Below are 16,002 nucleotides of genomic sequence, written 5' to 3' on the forward strand. Positions count from 1 at the left end.
GGCCAATAGGCGGCGGATTTATTGAAGAGGACAATTATCAGATTGCGGATGTCGGCGCGGAGTAACTTGCGCTTCCGCTGTTCATGGTTACTATTTCCTTTGTTCGGGTAATCATGAGCTGGGGGGTAGCATGATATTTCGTTCGCATCTGACGGTTTTCACTCTGGTGGCGGCGTGCGCGCCGCTGCCTGTTCTGGCGCAGGGCGCCGAAGCCGTGTCCGGTTTCCGGAACGGGCTGAAGGGGCGGATCGTCGAGCAGCGCGCGCAGGGCGTGGATCCGCAGCGCGATTCGGCCAACAAGATCGATGCCGGCTATTATCGGCTGCGTTTCGAGCAGACCGCCATCGCCGACGCGGCGATCTGCCCGCGCGCGGCGTTCAAGTCGGGAGAAGAGTTCGCGAAATGGCGAAGCGACGAGGGCGGGCTCTACCAGCAGATCTTCGACAAGAAGGGCGTCTGGAGCCTCACCGCGCGGGTGGGCCTGCGCGCGCGGGGAAGCGAGCGGACGTCGCGCGAGCTGCGCCTGATCGCGGTCGAGAATCCCGAGGAGAAGAACTGCAAGCTGAAGATCGCCGGCAGCCAACAGGGCGATGACGATGTGCTGGACGCGGCTTCGCTGCTGGTACCGTTCGACCCGACCAACACGATCTACGAGGACCGGCTCACGGTCGCGTTCAAGTCGGTCTACAAGCTGGAGCCCAACAGCCAGCGGCTCGACCAGCTCTGGGCGGGGATCAACCTGTTCGCCACCACGATCTCGGCGGGGCTCGGCCCGATCGTCGGCGCGGCGACCCCGCTGGGGAAGACCGAGACGGCGAAGCTGCTGACGACCGATGTCGAGACGGAAGCGCCGGCCAGCTTCGAGGCCGACCCCGGCCAGGGCACCCGGGCGAACCGGGTGTTCGTCTATCTGGGGTTCCCGCCGCTGCCCAGGACGCTCCCCGCGACGCTCACGGGCGGCATGACGATCTCGCTCAACTATCAGGCGTCGCTGTTCCGCAAGGGGCAATATTATTCGACGACCTTCACCCAGACCAATCCGATCCGCGCCAATGAGGTGCTCAACGCGACGCCGATCCCGGCCGAAGCCGCGGGGGGCAATTTGCGCACGGTGCGCCAGGCGCTGGCGACGGGCGTGTTCGACGGCCTGAACAATGCCACTTCGGCCGCGGGCTTCGACGGGGCCTGCTCGACCGCCCGGCCGGCGCTGAAGGCGCTCGACCTGTCCGAAGTCGATATCGATGCGTTCCTCTGGGCGGTCGCGGCCAGGTCCAGCCATGAAGCGGTGCGCGATCATCCCGGCAAGCTCACCTGTTTCGGTACCGAGGGGCGCGCCAATCTGGCCAAGCTGGGGGTCGTCGTCACCGATGAGGTGCCGCCGCCGCCACCCACGACGCAGGCGCCCCTTCTGGCGATGCATGCCGCGATGACCAGCTTCGGCGGGATCATCCAGGCGCCCCCGGGGACGCCGCTCAATCCCGACCTGACGGTGCGCTTCGCCGACAAGATCAGGATCGTCCTGGCCGACGATGCGGCGCAGGCGCTGATGCCGCAGTCCGAGATCAGCTTCGAGCGCCCGCGCGACGAAGCGCTGACTCTGCTCAACCAGAACTTCTCCAATATCGGCTGCTTCGCGCCGCGACAGGGCAGCGATACGCTGATGCTGCCGCTGCGGCCGAACTTCTTCCCACTCCCGGCCAATGGCCGGGCGGCGGCGGCGCTGGTGCTGTCTCGCGAAGCCACGCCGCGACCCTTCATCTTCTCGTTCGGCTTCGATCCGGTGCTTCAGGGCGGGAATGCGAAGATCGCGACGATCCTGATCGGACGGCGCGGGGCGGGAACCGATGATGTGGTCAAGGAACTGACCGTCAACCGGCGCCCGAAGAGCTGCACCGAGACCTGGATGAACGACGCGTTCAATCCCTGAGGCCGGGTGCGGCGGAGCCGTGGAAAATGCGAAAGGCGGGGGCGCGAACCCCGGCCTTTCCGTTTGCGTGGACCGGCGATCAGAAGGACGTGCTGAGCGTGCCGAACACCTGGCGCGGGGCCGAGGAGTGGAACACCACGATGCTGCCCGCCGCGTCGTCCGGCGCGAAGACGCTGCTGTCGAAGTTCGACGCGTAGCGCTTGTCGGTCAGGTTGGTGACGTTCAGGGAAAGCTTGAGGCTCTTGAGCCCGGCGAGATCGCCGAAATCATAGCCCATGCCGAGATCGACGGTGGTGTAGCCGCCGAAGCTCTGGTCGTTGGTGTAGGTATAGTAGCGGCGGCCGGTATACTTGCCCTGGACCGAGGCGGAGAAGCCGCCGGTGTGGAGGGTGAGCACGCTGGCAAGCATCTCCTTGGGCGTGTCCACCTGCTGCTTGCCGGCAGTCATCTTCACCACGCAGGTGGTGGTGCACCAGTTGAGATTCTCGTCATAGGTCGATTTGTTGTACGACGCCGAATTGTACCAGCTCAGCCAGGGCGTCGCCTTCCACAGCACGCCGAGCTCGACACCCTTGCTGGTGACGCCGCCGGCATTGTGGAAGCTGTTGCCGCAGCCCGGGTTCTGCTGCTGGTTGGTCGGGCAGGGGTTGTACTGCAGCAGGCGGTTCTCGAACTTGACGTAATAGCCGCTGAGCGCGACCTGGAGCGGGCCGCCGACATAGCGATAGCCGCCCTCGACGCTCTTCGAGGTTTCGGGCTTGAGATACTGGCCCTGCTGGTTCCACACGGTCTGCGAGACCGACTGCGGCCCGAGTTTGAAGCCGCCCTGGTACATGGCCATGTTTTCTGCATAGCTGGCGAACAGCTCATGGCCGGGCGCGACGTTCCAGTGGACGCCGACCTCGGGAAGGAAATTGTCCTTGGCGACCAGCGAGCCGGTGGCGAACTGGCTCGAGGCGGGCGGCGCGGTGACGGCGATGCCGCGGATCGCATAGGCGTTCGAGCGCGAATAGGTGCTCTTGAAGCCGAAATCGACGGTCAGCGCGTCGTCGAACAGGCGCACCGTGTCCTGCACGAAGAACTGGTGGGTCTTCCAGCGGGTCTCCTGCACCCACTGGGCGGTGTTGGGCACGCCGCCGAGGAACTGGGCGAGGCTGAACACGCCGGTGACGTTGGTCCAGATATAGCGCGCGGCGCTGCTGGTGTTCTGCTCGACCCACAGGCCGGCCTGGAGCTCGTTGAAGCCCAGCTTCCAGGTCAGGCTGCCGACCACGCCGGTGCGATCGATCGTGTAGCGCGTGTCGCGGATCTGGACGGGCAGGTCGTCCGCGGTCGATGTGGTGCCCTGGTTCGACAGGCCCGCGATCCAGTTGTTGCCCGCGCCCTTGTCATTGTGATGATAGACCTGGGTGCGGACGCTGAGGTTGCCGGTCAGGTCGAAGTCGCCGGCCAGGTAGAACAAATTGTCGTTGCGCAGGATCTGGCCGTTGGTGAAGGTGACGTCCGAGTTCTTCTGCGGCGAGGGGGCGGCGGCGCACTTGATCGGCGTGGTGGTCACCGTGCAGGCGGCGACGCCGAGATAGCGGTTCCAGTCGGGCGCATAGCCGGCCCAGTCCCAGCCGAGCCGGTTCAGCATGTCCTTCGACAAATAGGGATCGTCGGCCTGGTTGGTGCGCGACACGTCGGCGAAGGCCGTGATCCTGATGCCATCGGCCTGGTACTGGAGCTTGGCGTTGAGCTGCTTGCCGTTCGACCAGTTATAGGCACCCTGGTTCACGAACAGGTCCTGCTCGACATATTGCGCCGAGACATAGGCCGAGAAGCCGCCATGCTCGCCGGTGTCGATGCGGACGAAGCCGCGACGGCTCTTCTCGCTGCCGGCGGTGATGCTGGCCGAGACGCCCATTTCCTTCTTCGGATCGCTGCTGAAATAGGTCAGCGCGCCGCCCAGATTGCTGGTCGAGGGGATGGCCAGGCCGGCGATGCCGGTGGCGAGATCGGCGCGGCCGAGATTCTCCGAGATCAGCGCGCGGCTGATCGTGAGGCCGTTGTAGTTGTTATAGGCACCGTCGCCGAGCGGCATGCCGTCGAGCGTGTAGCCGAGATGCGTGGTGTTGAAGCCGCGGACCTGCAGGGTGAGCGACTGCTCGTTGGTGCCGAGCGCGTCGATCGACTGGGCGCTGACACCCGGCAGGAAGTTGAGCGCCTTCTGCACGCTGGTGCCCGGCGGCAGCGTGTCGAGGTTCGAGGGGAGCAGGGTGGAGACCGAGCGGGTCTGGCCGCTGCCGATCACGACGATGGTGGCGTCGCTGCCGGTGTCCTCATCGGCGACGGCGACGGTGTTGTCGGCGGTCTGGGCATGCGCGGCGGGCGCGAGCGAAACCAGCGCGGCCGAGGCCATCAGAACGGCATAAGCGTGGCCATGGCGCAGCCGGCGGCGCGAAAATTCGGTCATGTGATCTTTCCCATCCCGGCGACCGGCTGGCCGCCCTCGACCGGGCGGCTAGGCAGGGTTGGGGACGGTACCGTTACGGGAGCGCGACAGTTTGATGACGCGGGGGCGGTTGGCCATGTTGCGTTGCCAAATGGCAACAATCCGCAAGGTTCGGGTTGGCGCTTTCGCTCCGGGGAACGGAGCGTCCGGTGCCGTTTGCAAGCAATCGCGGGCAAGCGTCGGTTTTTGTTGCTGCAGCACCGTGAACATGCAGGATGCCGCCCGAAAGAGGGGAGAGCGTTTCATGCGTCGAGTGGTGCGTTTCGGATTGATGGGGCTGCTGGCATTGGGAGCCGCCGCGCCGGCCGCGGCCAGGGGGCCGGACATGGATGCCGCGGTGAAGGCGGCGATGGCCGAGACCGGGGCGAAGGGCGTCGCGGTCGCGCTGATCGACAAGGGCAAGGTCGTCTCGGTGAAGACCTGGGGCGATCGCAACGCCAAGGGCGATCCGCTGACGCCCGACACGATCATGTACGGCGCGTCGCTGACCAAGGCGGTGTTCGGCTATCTGGTCACCCAGCTGGCGGAAGAGAAGAAGCTCGATCTCGACGCGCCGATCGCGGCGATGCTGCCCAGGCCGATCCCCGACTACGGCAATCTCGATGCCTATGGGCATTGGGGCGACCTGGCCGGCGATGCGCGCTGGCGGAAGGTGACGCCGCGCCACGTGCTCAACCACGCCACCGGTTTCGCCAATTTCGCGGTGCTCGAGCCCGACGGCAAGCTGCGCTTCCACTTCGATCCGGGCAGCAATTACGGCTATTCGGGCGAGGGCATCTCGCTGCTCCAGTTCGGGGTGGAGAAGGGGCTGGGGCTGAGCGTGGAGGCCGAGCTGCAGCGCCGCTTCTTCCAGCCGCTGGGCATGACCCGGACCAGCCTGATCTGGCAGGACAGCTTCGGCACCAATTTGGCGGACGGCTGGGACGAGAACGGCAAGACCGAGCCGCATGACGACCGCAGCCGGGTGCGCGCGGCGGGATCGATGGACACGACGATCCACGACCTGGCGATCCTGGCGGCGGCGATGGTGCGCGGCCAGGGCCTGTCACCGAAGTGGCGCGCCGAATATGTGCGCGGCACCCAGAAGATCCCGAGCCGGACGCAGTTCCCGACGCTGAACAACCCGGCCAAGCCGGGCGAGGGAACGCGCGCGAAGGCGGCGCTGGGCGTGATCGCCTTTACCGGGCCGCAGGGCGCGGGCTGGCTGAAGGGCGGGCATAACGAGGTGACCGCGAACACTTTGGTCTGCCTGGAGAAGGGCCAGCGCTGCGTGCTGATCCTGGGCAATGACGTGCGGATCGAGAAGGCCTTCCCGAAGCTGGTGAAGGCGGCGCTGGGCGATACCGGCGTGCCCTATGCCTGGGAATATGGCTTCAAGGACTGAGGCCGGAGGGTTGCGGCAGCCGGTGGCGCGCCGGCTGCCGCCTTCGCGCGACCCTCAGGGTTTGCCCGGCGCCGAGGACAGGTCGAATTCGGTGAGCGGCTTGCCGTAATAGTCGCGCACGACCAGGCGCACGGGCTTCACGTCGAACGGCATCGGATAGACATAGGTCAGCGGGGCGGTGCCGTCTTTCTCCAGATAGACGCTGGTCGTCATCCGGTCCGTGCCGTCGCGGCCATAGCCATTGCCGTCATGCTTGTAGGACTGGCCGTCCGAGCCGATGAGGGTCCAGCTGTTATAGTTGTTCCAGATGCTGCGCCGGATCGTCTGGTCGTTGCGCATCGTCAGCGTCACTTCGACTGCGCCCGAGCGCTGGCGGCGGACGGCGTCGAGCCGGGTGAGGAAATAGCCGGTGTTGCGGAAATCGCCGGTGACGCTTGCTGACGTCGCGGCCGGGGCGGGCGTCGGTGCCGGAGCCGGCGTCGGCGTTGGGGCCGGCGCAGGTGCCGGTGTGTCCTTCGTGGTCGCGGTGCCCGTCTTTCCCGTCGATGCCGGTGCCGGCGCCTTTCGCCGCGGCTGCACGGGGATATCGACACTGGTCGCGGCCTGCGCCTTGAGCAGCAGGCCCTGCTTGGGCTGGGCCAGTTCCTTGATCGTGATCGAGCTGACCATTTCCTGCTGGGCGCGCGGCAGGTCGAACGAAGGCGTGACGACGACTTCCTTGAGCGCCGCGACCGGAGAACTCGGCGCATAGACGATCTGCTTCGCGACGGTCCTGGTCGCGGCGCCGGCGCCGCTGTTGAGGGTGAACTCGAAGACGGACTGCGGCGGAAGCGACACCACCGTCTTGTTCTTCGCGGTGATGCTCACCGTCATGCTGGTGGGTGTCTTGTACTGCAGCTCGCTGACCCGCACGGTCCAGCGGCCCAGGCTGAAGAACCCCTGGTCGTTGAACTTGATGGGATCGCCGCTGGTATCGGGCGGCGGGGTATCGGCCGGCGGAGGGGTCTGCGTTGGCGTTGGGGTCGCGCCCGGCGGCGCCGGCAGGTCGACGACGGCGTTCGCCTGGCTTGCCGGGAAGAGCGGGCCCCGGATCCTGTCGATCGTGGTGACCTTGACCGATTTTAGCTTGGCCCGGTCCGCCGCGGGCAGGCGGAAGGACGCGTAGACGACCACTTCCTCGCCCGTCTTGACCTGCGGGGGAAGGGAGGAGCCGGGCATGGTCGTCCGCGCGAAATCGGCCTTGGGATTGCCGGTGGAAGGCGGGCGTGGGGCGCCGGCGGACAGGATGTCGTAGCTCAGCCCCGTCGCCTCATGGCTGCTCGCGCCGTTCAGGCTGAGCTGGAACGAACCGCTGGCGGTCTGCGGCAGGGGCGAAGCGTTCTTCGCGGCGATGGCGACGATGACGTTCGGGGTCTTCCCGTCGTCTTCCGGGCTATAGTAGACGCCGGCCTTGCGCAGCAGCCATCTGCCGAGCGTCTGCGGCTGCGCGCTGGCGAGGGTGAAGCCGGCAAGCGTGGCCTCGGGTGGCGGGGCCGGCGTCGGGTTCGGGTCCGATCCTGGCCCCGGATTGTTGGAGCCGCCGCCAGCCTCCTTCACCAGAAGCCGTATGCGGGGAAGGCCGTGGTCTGCCTGGAACTCGCTTGTGTAGCTGCTTGCCCATTGCCGCGGCGTGACCTCCGCGCTCACCAGCAGCGCCCGGCCGTTATAGGTCGCGCTGATTTCGTATTTGTCGGGCCGCAGGCCGCTTATGACATGGCCCTCGCCGCCCGTGTAACGCGCAGTGCGCGTGATCGGGGTGCCGCCGCCCACGGGTTTCGCCGTGACGACGACCTTGGACAGGTCCAGTGTTTCATAGGTCTGGGCAATGACGTTGATCACGCCGCCCAGGCCATAGTCGCTCAGCCGATCGGGGTTTCCCCGCAGCTCGACGAAGCGGAGCTGGAAGTTGCGGGTCGCGCCGGTGGCGCTGCTGAACTCCTCGCTGGTTTCGGGCAGCAGCTCGAACCGCCAGCCCCGATAGACGGCATAGGCATAGCCGGACCACTTGCCCTTTGGCTGGGTGACGGCAACGCGGTAATAGCCCTTGTCGTCGGTGGTGGTTGCCTTGTTGCTCTGGTTGTTGGTGCCGCCGCCGTCGGACGTGTAATAGGCCGAGACCTCGGCATTGGGGATGCCCTGGCCGTTCTCGTCGGTGACGCGGCCCTGCATATAGGTGTCTTCCTGCGCGGCGGCATCGACCGCCACCATGCAGGCCAGGGCCGCGAGGGAGACCGAGGCGGTCCGAACAAATCCCACCTGATACATGCTTACTCTCGCCACAGAAGATTTGAGCGGGACGCTGCTCCCGTGGCGACGGGCGGGACAGTAATAAGCGATGAAAGCGGAGCGTCGCGATGCGGGGCCCGCGGCGGCGCTAGCGGGCTGGCTCCGCCCGGCTCTGCAGATAGGCGATGATGTCCGCGCGATCGAGCGGATCGGAGACGCCCGAGAATTGCATGGTCGTGCCGGGGACGCGCCCGGCGGGATTGGCGATCCAGGCGTCGAGCGTCTGCGCGTCCCATGTGCCGCCGGCGTCGCGCAGGGCGGCCGAATAGCCGAAGCGCTGGCTGTTCCGCCCCATCGGCCGGCCATAGACGCCGTAGAGATTGGGGCCGCCAAGGTCGGGCGCGCCCGGGTTGATCCGGTGGCATGCCGCGCACCGCCCGAACTTGCGCGCGCCGATCTCGGCATCGGCTACCTTGAGCAGCGCCTCGAGCGACGGGTTGGGCCCGGCCTTTCGCAGCCGCGCGTCATGCTGGTCGCCCGAGCATCCGGCGAGGAGGGCGGTGGCGATCAGGGCACCGGCGGAAGCGACGCGCGCGAACATGGCGCGGAGCTAGGGGCTCCCGCGCCCGGTTCCCATGGGACGAATTGTCCGGGTGGTCAGGCGCCGGCGGCGGTGAGCCTGTCGAGCTGCGCCTTGCCGAGCGTGACGTTCCAGCTGCCGACCAGCTCCTCGGCCTGGGCGACCGAGGTGGCGCTGGCGATCGGCGCGGTGACGCCGGGCTGGGCGGCGAGCCAGGCCAGGGCGATCTGGGCGAGGGTGGCGCCGGTCTCGGCGGAGATTTCGTCCAGCGCGGCGAGCATGGCCGGGCCCTTGCCCTCCATGAACGCGGTCATCCGGCCGCCACGCACCGATTTGCCGAGATCGGCCTCGGAACGGTACTTGCCGGTGAGATAGCCCGAGGCGAGCCCGTAATAGGGCACGCAGCCGATATTATACTCGACGCACAGGTCCTGCAGCTCGCCTTCGTATTTGTGGCGGCTGAGCAGGTGATATTCGTTCTGCAGCGCGCGGTAGTGCGGCAACCCCTCGCGCGTGGCGATGTCGAGCGCGGACTTGAGGCGCATCGCGTGGAAGTTCGACGCGGCGATCGCCTGGACCTTGCCGGCCTGGATCAGCTTGTCGAACGCGGCGAGGACTTCCTCCTGCGGCACGTCCTCATCGTCCTGGTGCGCGAAATAGAGATCGATCGTCTCGACGCCGAGCCGCTTGAGGCTGGTGTCGCAGGCCGCGGCGATGCGCGCCGGGGCGAGCTTGGTGCCGCCCTCGCCATCGAGCATGCCGACCTTGGTGGCGACCTTGACCTTGCCCTGCTTGCCCGAGCCCTTCAGCCACTCGCCGATGATCGCCTCGGACTCGCCGCCCTGATGGCCGGGGACCCAGGCGGAATAGACATCGGCGGTGTCGACCAGCGTGCCGCCGGCCTCGGCGAAGCAGTCGAGGATCGCGAAGCTCGTCGCCTTGTCCGCGGTCCAGCCGAAGACGTTGCCGCCGAGGATCAGCGAAGGCGTCTGGATCCCGCTGGCGCCGAGGTCGCGAAGGGTTGTCATTGCTGGTTTCCGGTGCTGGCGTTGATGTCGGTCGCGGCCGCCGCCGCATCGAGGTCGCGCGACTGGCTGGCGCTCAACCCGCCATGGCCGTCATCGGAGCCGTCGCCGCCGCAGGCCGCAAGTGCGAGGAGCAGGAGGAGCGGGGCGAGACGCATGGCTTATTCGTCGCCCGAGCCTTCGTCGCCCGAACCGGCAGCGCCCGCGGCATTGCCGACCGGGACGGCCTGGTCGTAGTTGCTCTCGGCAGCGCCGAAGGCAGCGTTTTCGGCGGCGTTCACGTCGCCCACGGCTTCGCCCATCGTATTGCTGTCGCCGGCGACCGATTCATTGGCCTCGGCGGCCTCGTTCTTCGCGCTCTTGCCGCATGCCGAGAGGCCGAGCAGCGCGACCGCCGCGAGCGGGAGGAAGATCTTGCGCATGACGGGGACCCTTTTGCCGGAAAATTGCTCGCGCCAAGGGCTAACGGGGGCTGGACTCGCGTGCAAGGCGCATGCGATGCGTTGACCCCATATAAAGATATCTTTATATGTCTAACTGCCATGCAGCAGGCCCTCGCCATCTTCCGTGCCCTTGCCGATTCGACGCGGCTGCGCATCCTTGCGCTCGTCCGCTCGATGGAGCTGAGCGTGGGCGAGCTGGCGCAGGTGCTCGGGCAGAGCCAGCCGCGCGTCAGCCGGCATGTGAAGATCCTGTGCGACGCCGGGCTGCTCGAGCGGCGAAAGGAAGGCAGCTGGGTGTTCGTCGGCCTGGGCGCCGATGCCAAGGTGGCGCCGGTGCTCGCGGCGCTCGACCAGTGGAGCGAAGCCGATCACTGGATGGTCGCCGACGAGGCGCGCCTCGCGGCGGTGCGCGCCGACCGGGCGAGCGCGGCGGCCGAATGGTTCGAGAGCAATGCCGGCGAATGGGACGCGATCCGCTCGCTCCATGTCGCGGAGAGCGAAGTCGAGGCCGCGATGGCCCGGGCGCTGGGGGACGGCGAGATCGGCTATCTGGTCGATATCGGCACCGGGACCGGGCGGATGCTCGAGTTGTTCGCGCCGCGTGCCGAGCGGGCGCTGGGTATCGACCGCTCTTCCGAGATGCTGCGGCTTGCCCGCGCCAAGCTTTCCGAGCAGGGACTGGCCAATGCCGAGCTGCGCCAGGCCGATCTCTATGCGCTGCCGATCCAGGATGGCGGCGCCGATCTCGCTATATTGCATCATGTGCTCCACTTCGCGCAGCAGCCCGGTGCGGCGATCGGCGAGGCGGCACGCGTGCTGGCCCCCGGCGGCCGGCTGCTGATCGCCGATTTCGCGCCGCATGAGCGCGAGGAACTGCGCAGCAAGGACGCGCATACGCGCCTCGGCTTCTCGGACGAGCAGGTGCTCGGCTGGTTCGAGGCGCATGGGCTCGCTCCGATCCAGGTGGAAACGCTGGTGGGCGGCGAGCTGACGGTGAAATTGTGGCTCGGTCGCAAGACCGGGCAGGTGAATGAAAAGGTGAGGGCCGCATGACTATCCTGGACCCGCTGGCGGCGCCGCTCTTCGCGGATGTGGCGGGCGATATCGACGTGAGCTTCGAATTCTTCCCGCCCAAGACGGAGAAGATGGAGGAGACTTTGTGGGAGTCGATCGAGACGCTGAGCCCGCTCGGGCCGCGTTTCGTCAGCGTTACCTATGGCGCCGGCGGCACGACCCGCGAGCGCACCCACAATACGGTGGCGCGGATCGCGCGCGAGACCGGCATCCCGGCAGCCGCGCACCTCACCTGCGTGGAAGCGACGAAGGAAGAGATCGACCAGGTCGCCCAGGAATATTGGGCGGCGGGCGTGCGCCACATCGTGGCGCTGCGCGGCGATCCGCCGCGGGCGGGCGAGAAGTACCAGACCCATCCGGGCGGCTATGAGAATGCGGCGGACCTGGTGGCGGGGCTGCGCAAGCTGCATCCGTTCGAGATCTCGGTCGCGGCCTATCCCGAATGCCATCCGGATTCGCCCAATCCGACCGCGGACATCGAGAATTTGAAGCGCAAGATCGACGCCGGCGCCAACCGCGCGATCACCCAGTTCTTCTTCGAGCCCGACACCTTCTTCCGCTTCCGCGACGATGCGGCCAAGGCCGGCATCGACGCGGAGATCGTGCCGGGGATCATGCCGGTGATGAGCTTCGCCAGCGTGGTGCGCATGGCGGCGATGTGCGGCACCGAAGTGCCCGGCTGGATGGAGCGGCTGTTCGAGGGGCTCGACGAGCATCCGGCGGCGCGCCAGCTCGTCTCGGCGACGCTGGCGGCGGAGCTGTGCCGCAAGCTCTATGCCGGCGGGGTGCGCCAGTTCCACTTCTACACGCTGAACCGTGCGGAGCTGAGCTACGCGATCTGCCATCTGCTGGGCGTGCGGCCGAAGGTCGGCGCCGAGATTGTGGCGGCCTGAGCCGCATATAACCACCCGTCATGCTGAACTTGTTTCAGCATCCAACGCGCAACGGGCGATGGATTCGCGGGTGGAGAGTTGGACCCTGAAACAAGTTCAGGGTGACGAGGAATTTGGACGATGACTGCACGCGAGAAACTGCTGGCCGAGGCCGCCAAGCGCATCCTGATCACCGACGGGGCGTTCGGCACCGAGATCCAGAACTGGAAGCTCGACGAGGCCGCCTATGCCGGCGATCTCGGGCTGAGCCATGACCAGAAGGGCAACAACGACATCCTCGCGCTGACCAAGCCCGAGGTGCCGGCGAGCATCCACCGCGCCTATTTCGAGGCGGGGGCGGACATCGCCGAGACCAACACCTTCTCGGCCAACCGGATCAGCCAGGCCGATTATGGTGCCGAGCATCTGGTGCGCGAGATCAATGTCGAGAGCGCCAAGCTCGCGCGCAGCATCGCCGACGAATTCGAGGCGAAGGATGGCCGTCCGCGCTTCGTCGCCGGCGCGCTGGGGCCGACCAACAAGACGCTGTCGCTGAGCCCGGACGTCAACGATCCCGGCTATCGCGAGATCGACTTCGATTACCTCAAGGACGTGTACCGCGAGCAGATCGACGCGCTGGTCGAAGGCGGCGTCGACTTCATCCTGATCGAGACGGTGTTCGACACGCTCAACGCCAAGGCCGGGGTGATGGCGGCGATCGAAGCGGGCAACGACCTGGGCCGCGACCTGCCGATCATGCTGTCGATGACGCTGACCGATCTTTCGGGGCGCAACCTGTCGGGCCACACCGTCGAGGCGTTCTGGCATGCGGTGCGGCATGCGAAGCCGCTGACGATCGGGCTCAACTGCTCGTTCGGCGCCGAGCAGCTGCGCCCGCATGTGAAGACGCTGTCGGGCATCTGCGACACGCTGATCATGGTCTATCCCAACGCCGGCCTGCCCAACGAGCTCGGCGCCTATGACGAGGAGCCGGTGACCACCGCCGGGCTGGTCAAGGAATGGGCCGATGCCGGACAGGTCAATGTGCTGGGCGGCTGCTGCGGCTCGACGCCGGCGCATATCAAGGCGATCGCCGATGCCGTGGCCGGGCTGCCGGCGCGGCCGATCCCCCAGGTCGCGGTACGCACCCGGCTGGCCGGGCTCGAGCCGTTCACGATGGCGGCGGCCTAGCCGTCACCCCGGTGAAGGGGCCCATCAAAGTACTACTTTGATGGGGGCCCGATTGCCGGGGCCTCGCAGTTTTATAGCGTGCGCATGCGGCACGAGATCCCGGCTTTCGCCGGGATGACGATTGGAAGAACAGAATGACCACCGCCTCCTCCACCAACTTCGTCAATATCGGCGAGCGCACCAACGTCACCGGATCGGCGCGGTTCAAGAAGCTGATCATGGCCGGCGACTATGCCGCCGCCGTGGAAGTGGCGCTGCAGCAGGTGGAAGCCGGCGCGCAGGTGCTCGACGTCAACATGGACGAGGGCCTGCTCGACGCGTTCGAGGCGATGACCACCTTCCTCAAGCTGATCGCCGCCGAGCCCGACATCGCGCGCATCCCGGTGATGGTCGACAGCTCCAAGTGGGACGTGATCGAGGCGGGCCTGAAGTGCGTGTCGGGCAAGCCGATCGTCAACTCGATCAGCATGAAGGAAGGCGAGGCGCAGTTCCTCGAGCATGCCCGCAAGTGCATGCAATATGGCGCGGCCGTGGTCGTCATGGCGTTCGACGAGACCGGCCAGGCCGACACCCAGGCGCGCAAGGTCGAGATCTGCGAGCGCGCCTACAAGCTGCTGGTCGGCATCGGCTTCCCGCCCGAGGACATCATCTTCGATCCCAATGTGTTCGCGGTGGCGACAGGCATCGAGGAGCATAACAACTACGGCGTCGATTTCATCGAGGCGTGCCGCGAGATCAAGGCGCGCTGCCCGCATTGCCATATCTCGGGCGGCCTCTCGAACCTGAGCTTCTCGTTCCGCGGCAACGAGCCGGTGCGCAAGGCGATGCACTCGGTGTTCCTCTACCACGCGATCCCCGCGGGCATGGACATGGCGATCGTCAATGCCGGCCAGCTCGACGTCTATGACCAGATCGAGCCGGAACTGCGCACCGCCTGCGAGGACGTGATCCTCAACCGCGACCCCGAGGCGGGCGACCGCCTCGTCGCGCTCGCCGAGAAGTTCCGCGGCACAGATGCGACGGCCGAGAAGCAGGCGGCGGAATGGCGCGGCTGGCCGGTCGAGAAGCGGCTCGAGCATGCGCTGGTCAAGGGCATCGACGCGCATGTCGTCGAGGATACCGAGGAATGCCGCGCCGCGCTGATGGGCAGCGGCGGCCGCCCGATCCAGGTGATCGAAGGCCCGCTGATGGACGGCATGAACGTGGTCGGCGACCTGTTCGGATCGGGCAAGATGTTCCTGCCGCAGGTGGTGAAGTCCGCCCGCGTGATGAAGAAGGCGGTCGCGCACCTGATGCCGTTCATCGAGGCGGAGAAGGAAGCCGGCTCCAAGGCCAAGGGCCGGGTGATCATGGCGACCGTTAAGGGCGACGTGCATGATATCGGCAAGAACATCGTCGGCGTCGTCCTGCAGTGCAACGGCTTCGAAGTGATCGACATGGGCGTGATGGTGCCCTGGTCGGACATCCTCAAGGCCGCGAACGAGAATGACGCGGACATGATCGGCCTCAGCGGCCTGATCACGCCTTCGCTGGACGAGATGGTGACCGTCGCCGAGGAGATGCAGCGCGCGCAGATGACGATGCCGCTGCTGATCGGCGGCGCGACCACCAGCCGCGTCCATACCGCGCTGCGCATCGAGCCGGCGTATACGGGCCCGGTGGTGCATGTGCTCGACGCGTCGCGTGCGGTCGGCGTGGCGACGGCGCTCGTCTCGGAGACGCAGCGCGACGACTATGTCGCCAAGGTCGCGGCCGAATATGAGCAGGTGCGTGCAGCACGCGCCGGGCGCGGGCAGAGCGAGCTGCTGCCGCTGGAGAAGGCGCGCGACAACGCCTTCGAGGCGGACATGACCCTCAAGCCGGGCAAACCGCGCATGCCGGGCGTTCACACGTTCGACGACTGGGACCTGAAGGACCTGCGCGAGTATATCGACTGGACGCCGTTCTTCCGCGCCTGGGAGCTGGCGGGCAATTATCCGGCGATCCTGACCGACGAGGTGGTCGGCGAGAGCGCGTCCAGCCTGTTCGCCGACGCCCAGAAGATGCTCGACACGATCATCGCCGAGAAGTGGCTGACCGCGCGCGGCGTCGCCGGGCTGTGGCCGTGCCGCCGCAAGGGCGACGACATCATCGTCCATATCGGCGACGAGGAGCATGTTACCCTGCCGATGCTGCGCCAGCAGATCGCCAAGCGCGAGGGCCGGGCGAACATGTGCCTGGCGGACTTCATCGACACCCAGGGCGACTGGATCGGCGGCTTCGCGGTCTCGATCCACGGCATCGAGCCGCATCTCGCGCGCTTCAAGAACGCGATCGACGATTATTCGGACATCCTGCTCAAGGCGCTGGCCGACCGCCTGGCCGAGGCGTTCGCGGAGCGACTGCACCAGTTCACCCGCACGTCGCTATGGGGTTATGCCGAGGGCGAGCAGCTCGACAATGCCGCGCTGATCAAGGAAGAATATCGCGGCATCCGCCCGGCGCCGGGCTATCCGGCCTGCCCCGAGCACAGCCTCAAGCCGATCCTGTTCAAGATGCTCGATGCGCATCACCGCACCGGCATCTCGCTGACCGAGAGCTTCGCGATGCTGCCGACCGCGGCGGTTTCCGGCTTCTATTTCGGGCATCCCCAGGCCGAATATTTCGGCGTGGCGCGGATCGGCCAGGACCAGGTGCAGGACTATGCTGTGCGGCGCGGCATCGATCTCGACCTGGCGACGCGCTACCTGCGGCCGAACCTCGATTGA

Annotated in this window: 12 protein-coding genes; 6 read left to right on the plus strand and 6 right to left on the minus strand. The window is 66.9% G+C overall.

The genetic code is table 11. From position 1 onward, the window contains the following. Window positions 1-130: 130 nt before the first annotated feature. On the plus strand, window positions 131-1,927 hold the full coding sequence (locus AC1RJ5_RS17025) for a hypothetical protein (protein ID WP_269572926.1): 1,797 nt from the start codon (window positions 131-133) through the stop codon (window positions 1,925-1,927). A 79-nt stretch (window positions 1,928-2,006) separates the two neighbouring features. Here the strand turns inward: AC1RJ5_RS17025 and AC1RJ5_RS17030 are convergent, their stop codons facing one another. Further along, complete coding sequence (locus tag AC1RJ5_RS17030; protein WP_493114532.1) at window positions 2,007-4,382, minus strand: TonB-dependent receptor; 2,376 nt, start codon at window positions 4,380-4,382, stop codon at window positions 2,007-2,009. A gap of 283 nt (window positions 4,383-4,665) precedes the next feature. Here AC1RJ5_RS17030 and AC1RJ5_RS17035 point away from each other — a divergent pair, with 283 nt between their 5' ends. Next, window positions 4,666-5,805, plus strand: coding sequence for a serine hydrolase domain-containing protein (locus AC1RJ5_RS17035; RefSeq protein ID WP_269572924.1), 1,140 nt, complete (start codon window positions 4,666-4,668; stop codon window positions 5,803-5,805). A 54-nt stretch (window positions 5,806-5,859) separates the two neighbouring features. On the opposite strand, the gene AC1RJ5_RS17040 is transcribed toward AC1RJ5_RS17035, so the two are convergent. From AC1RJ5_RS17040 to AC1RJ5_RS17060, 5 genes are all read right to left on the minus strand, one after another. Continuing rightward, a complete protein-coding gene (locus tag AC1RJ5_RS17040; RefSeq protein WP_493114534.1) occupies window positions 5,860-8,100 on the minus strand; it encodes a carboxypeptidase-like regulatory domain-containing protein in 2,241 nt (746 codons plus the stop codon). A gap of 118 nt (window positions 8,101-8,218) precedes the next feature. After that, window positions 8,219-8,671 carry a c-type cytochrome gene (locus AC1RJ5_RS17045; protein ID WP_269572922.1) on the minus strand — a complete coding sequence of 151 codons (453 nt, stop codon included), beginning with the start codon at window positions 8,669-8,671 and terminating at the stop codon, window positions 8,219-8,221. Between the two features lie 56 nt (window positions 8,672-8,727). Then, window positions 8,728-9,678, minus strand: coding sequence for an aldo/keto reductase (locus tag AC1RJ5_RS17050; RefSeq protein WP_493114536.1), 951 nt, complete (start codon window positions 9,676-9,678; stop codon window positions 8,728-8,730). Continuing rightward, a complete protein-coding gene (locus AC1RJ5_RS17055) occupies window positions 9,675-9,833 on the minus strand; it encodes a hypothetical protein (RefSeq protein WP_269572920.1) in 159 nt (52 codons plus the stop codon). Before AC1RJ5_RS17055 ends, AC1RJ5_RS17050 begins: the two co-directional genes overlap by 4 nt. Before the next feature lie 3 nt (window positions 9,834-9,836). Beyond that, window positions 9,837-10,097, minus strand: a complete 261-nt coding sequence (locus tag AC1RJ5_RS17060) for a hypothetical protein (RefSeq protein ID WP_269572919.1) — start codon at window positions 10,095-10,097, stop codon at window positions 9,837-9,839. Window positions 10,098-10,217: 120 nt separating this feature from the next. On the opposite strand from AC1RJ5_RS17060, the gene AC1RJ5_RS17065 reads away from it, so the two are divergent. From AC1RJ5_RS17065 to metH, 4 genes are all read left to right on the plus strand, one after another. Next, complete coding sequence (locus AC1RJ5_RS17065; RefSeq protein ID WP_184164612.1) at window positions 10,218-11,171, plus strand: ArsR/SmtB family transcription factor; 954 nt, start codon at window positions 10,218-10,220, stop codon at window positions 11,169-11,171. Continuing rightward, window positions 11,168-12,085: a methylenetetrahydrofolate reductase gene (gene metF, locus AC1RJ5_RS17070; protein WP_269572918.1), complete on the plus strand. Its 918-nt coding sequence runs from the start codon at window positions 11,168-11,170 to the stop codon at window positions 12,083-12,085. The genes AC1RJ5_RS17065 and metF overlap by 4 nt, the downstream gene beginning before the upstream one ends. 120 nt (window positions 12,086-12,205) lie before the next feature. After that, window positions 12,206-13,255, plus strand: coding sequence for a homocysteine S-methyltransferase family protein (locus tag AC1RJ5_RS17075; protein WP_493114540.1), 1,050 nt, complete (start codon window positions 12,206-12,208; stop codon window positions 13,253-13,255). 134 nt (window positions 13,256-13,389) lie between these two features. Next, the gene (gene metH / locus AC1RJ5_RS17080) at window positions 13,390-16,002 is read left to right on the plus strand and encodes a methionine synthase (protein WP_493114542.1); all 2,613 of its coding nucleotides are present in this window, start codon (window positions 13,390-13,392) and stop codon (window positions 16,000-16,002) included.

It is taken from the genome of Sphingomonas sp. GW822-FHT03G08 (assembly GCF_058801135.1).

Excerpts from the sequence above, each read along its gene's own strand:
- metH (WP_493114542.1), top strand. The coding sequence starts at position 13,390 with ATGACCACCGCCTCCTCCACCAACTTCGTCAATATCGGCGAGCGCACC.
- AC1RJ5_RS17050 (WP_493114536.1), bottom strand. The coding sequence starts at position 9,678 with ATGACAACCCTTCGCGACCTCGGCGCCAGCGGGATCCAGACGCCTTCG.
- AC1RJ5_RS17030 (WP_493114532.1), bottom strand. The coding sequence starts at position 4,382 with ATGACCGAATTTTCGCGCCGCCGGCTGCGCCATGGCCACGCTTATGCC.
- AC1RJ5_RS17025 (WP_269572926.1), top strand. The coding sequence starts at position 131 with ATGATATTTCGTTCGCATCTGACGGTTTTCACTCTGGTGGCGGCGTGC.
- AC1RJ5_RS17060 (WP_269572919.1), bottom strand. The coding sequence starts at position 10,097 with ATGCGCAAGATCTTCCTCCCGCTCGCGGCGGTCGCGCTGCTCGGCCTC.
- AC1RJ5_RS17035 (WP_269572924.1), top strand. The coding sequence starts at position 4,666 with ATGCGTCGAGTGGTGCGTTTCGGATTGATGGGGCTGCTGGCATTGGGA.
- metF (WP_269572918.1), top strand. The coding sequence starts at position 11,168 with ATGACTATCCTGGACCCGCTGGCGGCGCCGCTCTTCGCGGATGTGGCG.
- AC1RJ5_RS17045 (WP_269572922.1), bottom strand. The coding sequence starts at position 8,671 with ATGTTCGCGCGCGTCGCTTCCGCCGGTGCCCTGATCGCCACCGCCCTC.
- AC1RJ5_RS17065 (WP_184164612.1), top strand. The coding sequence starts at position 10,218 with ATGCAGCAGGCCCTCGCCATCTTCCGTGCCCTTGCCGATTCGACGCGG.
- AC1RJ5_RS17075 (WP_493114540.1), top strand. The coding sequence starts at position 12,206 with ATGACTGCACGCGAGAAACTGCTGGCCGAGGCCGCCAAGCGCATCCTG.
- AC1RJ5_RS17055 (WP_269572920.1), bottom strand. The coding sequence starts at position 9,833 with ATGCGTCTCGCCCCGCTCCTCCTGCTCCTCGCACTTGCGGCCTGCGGC.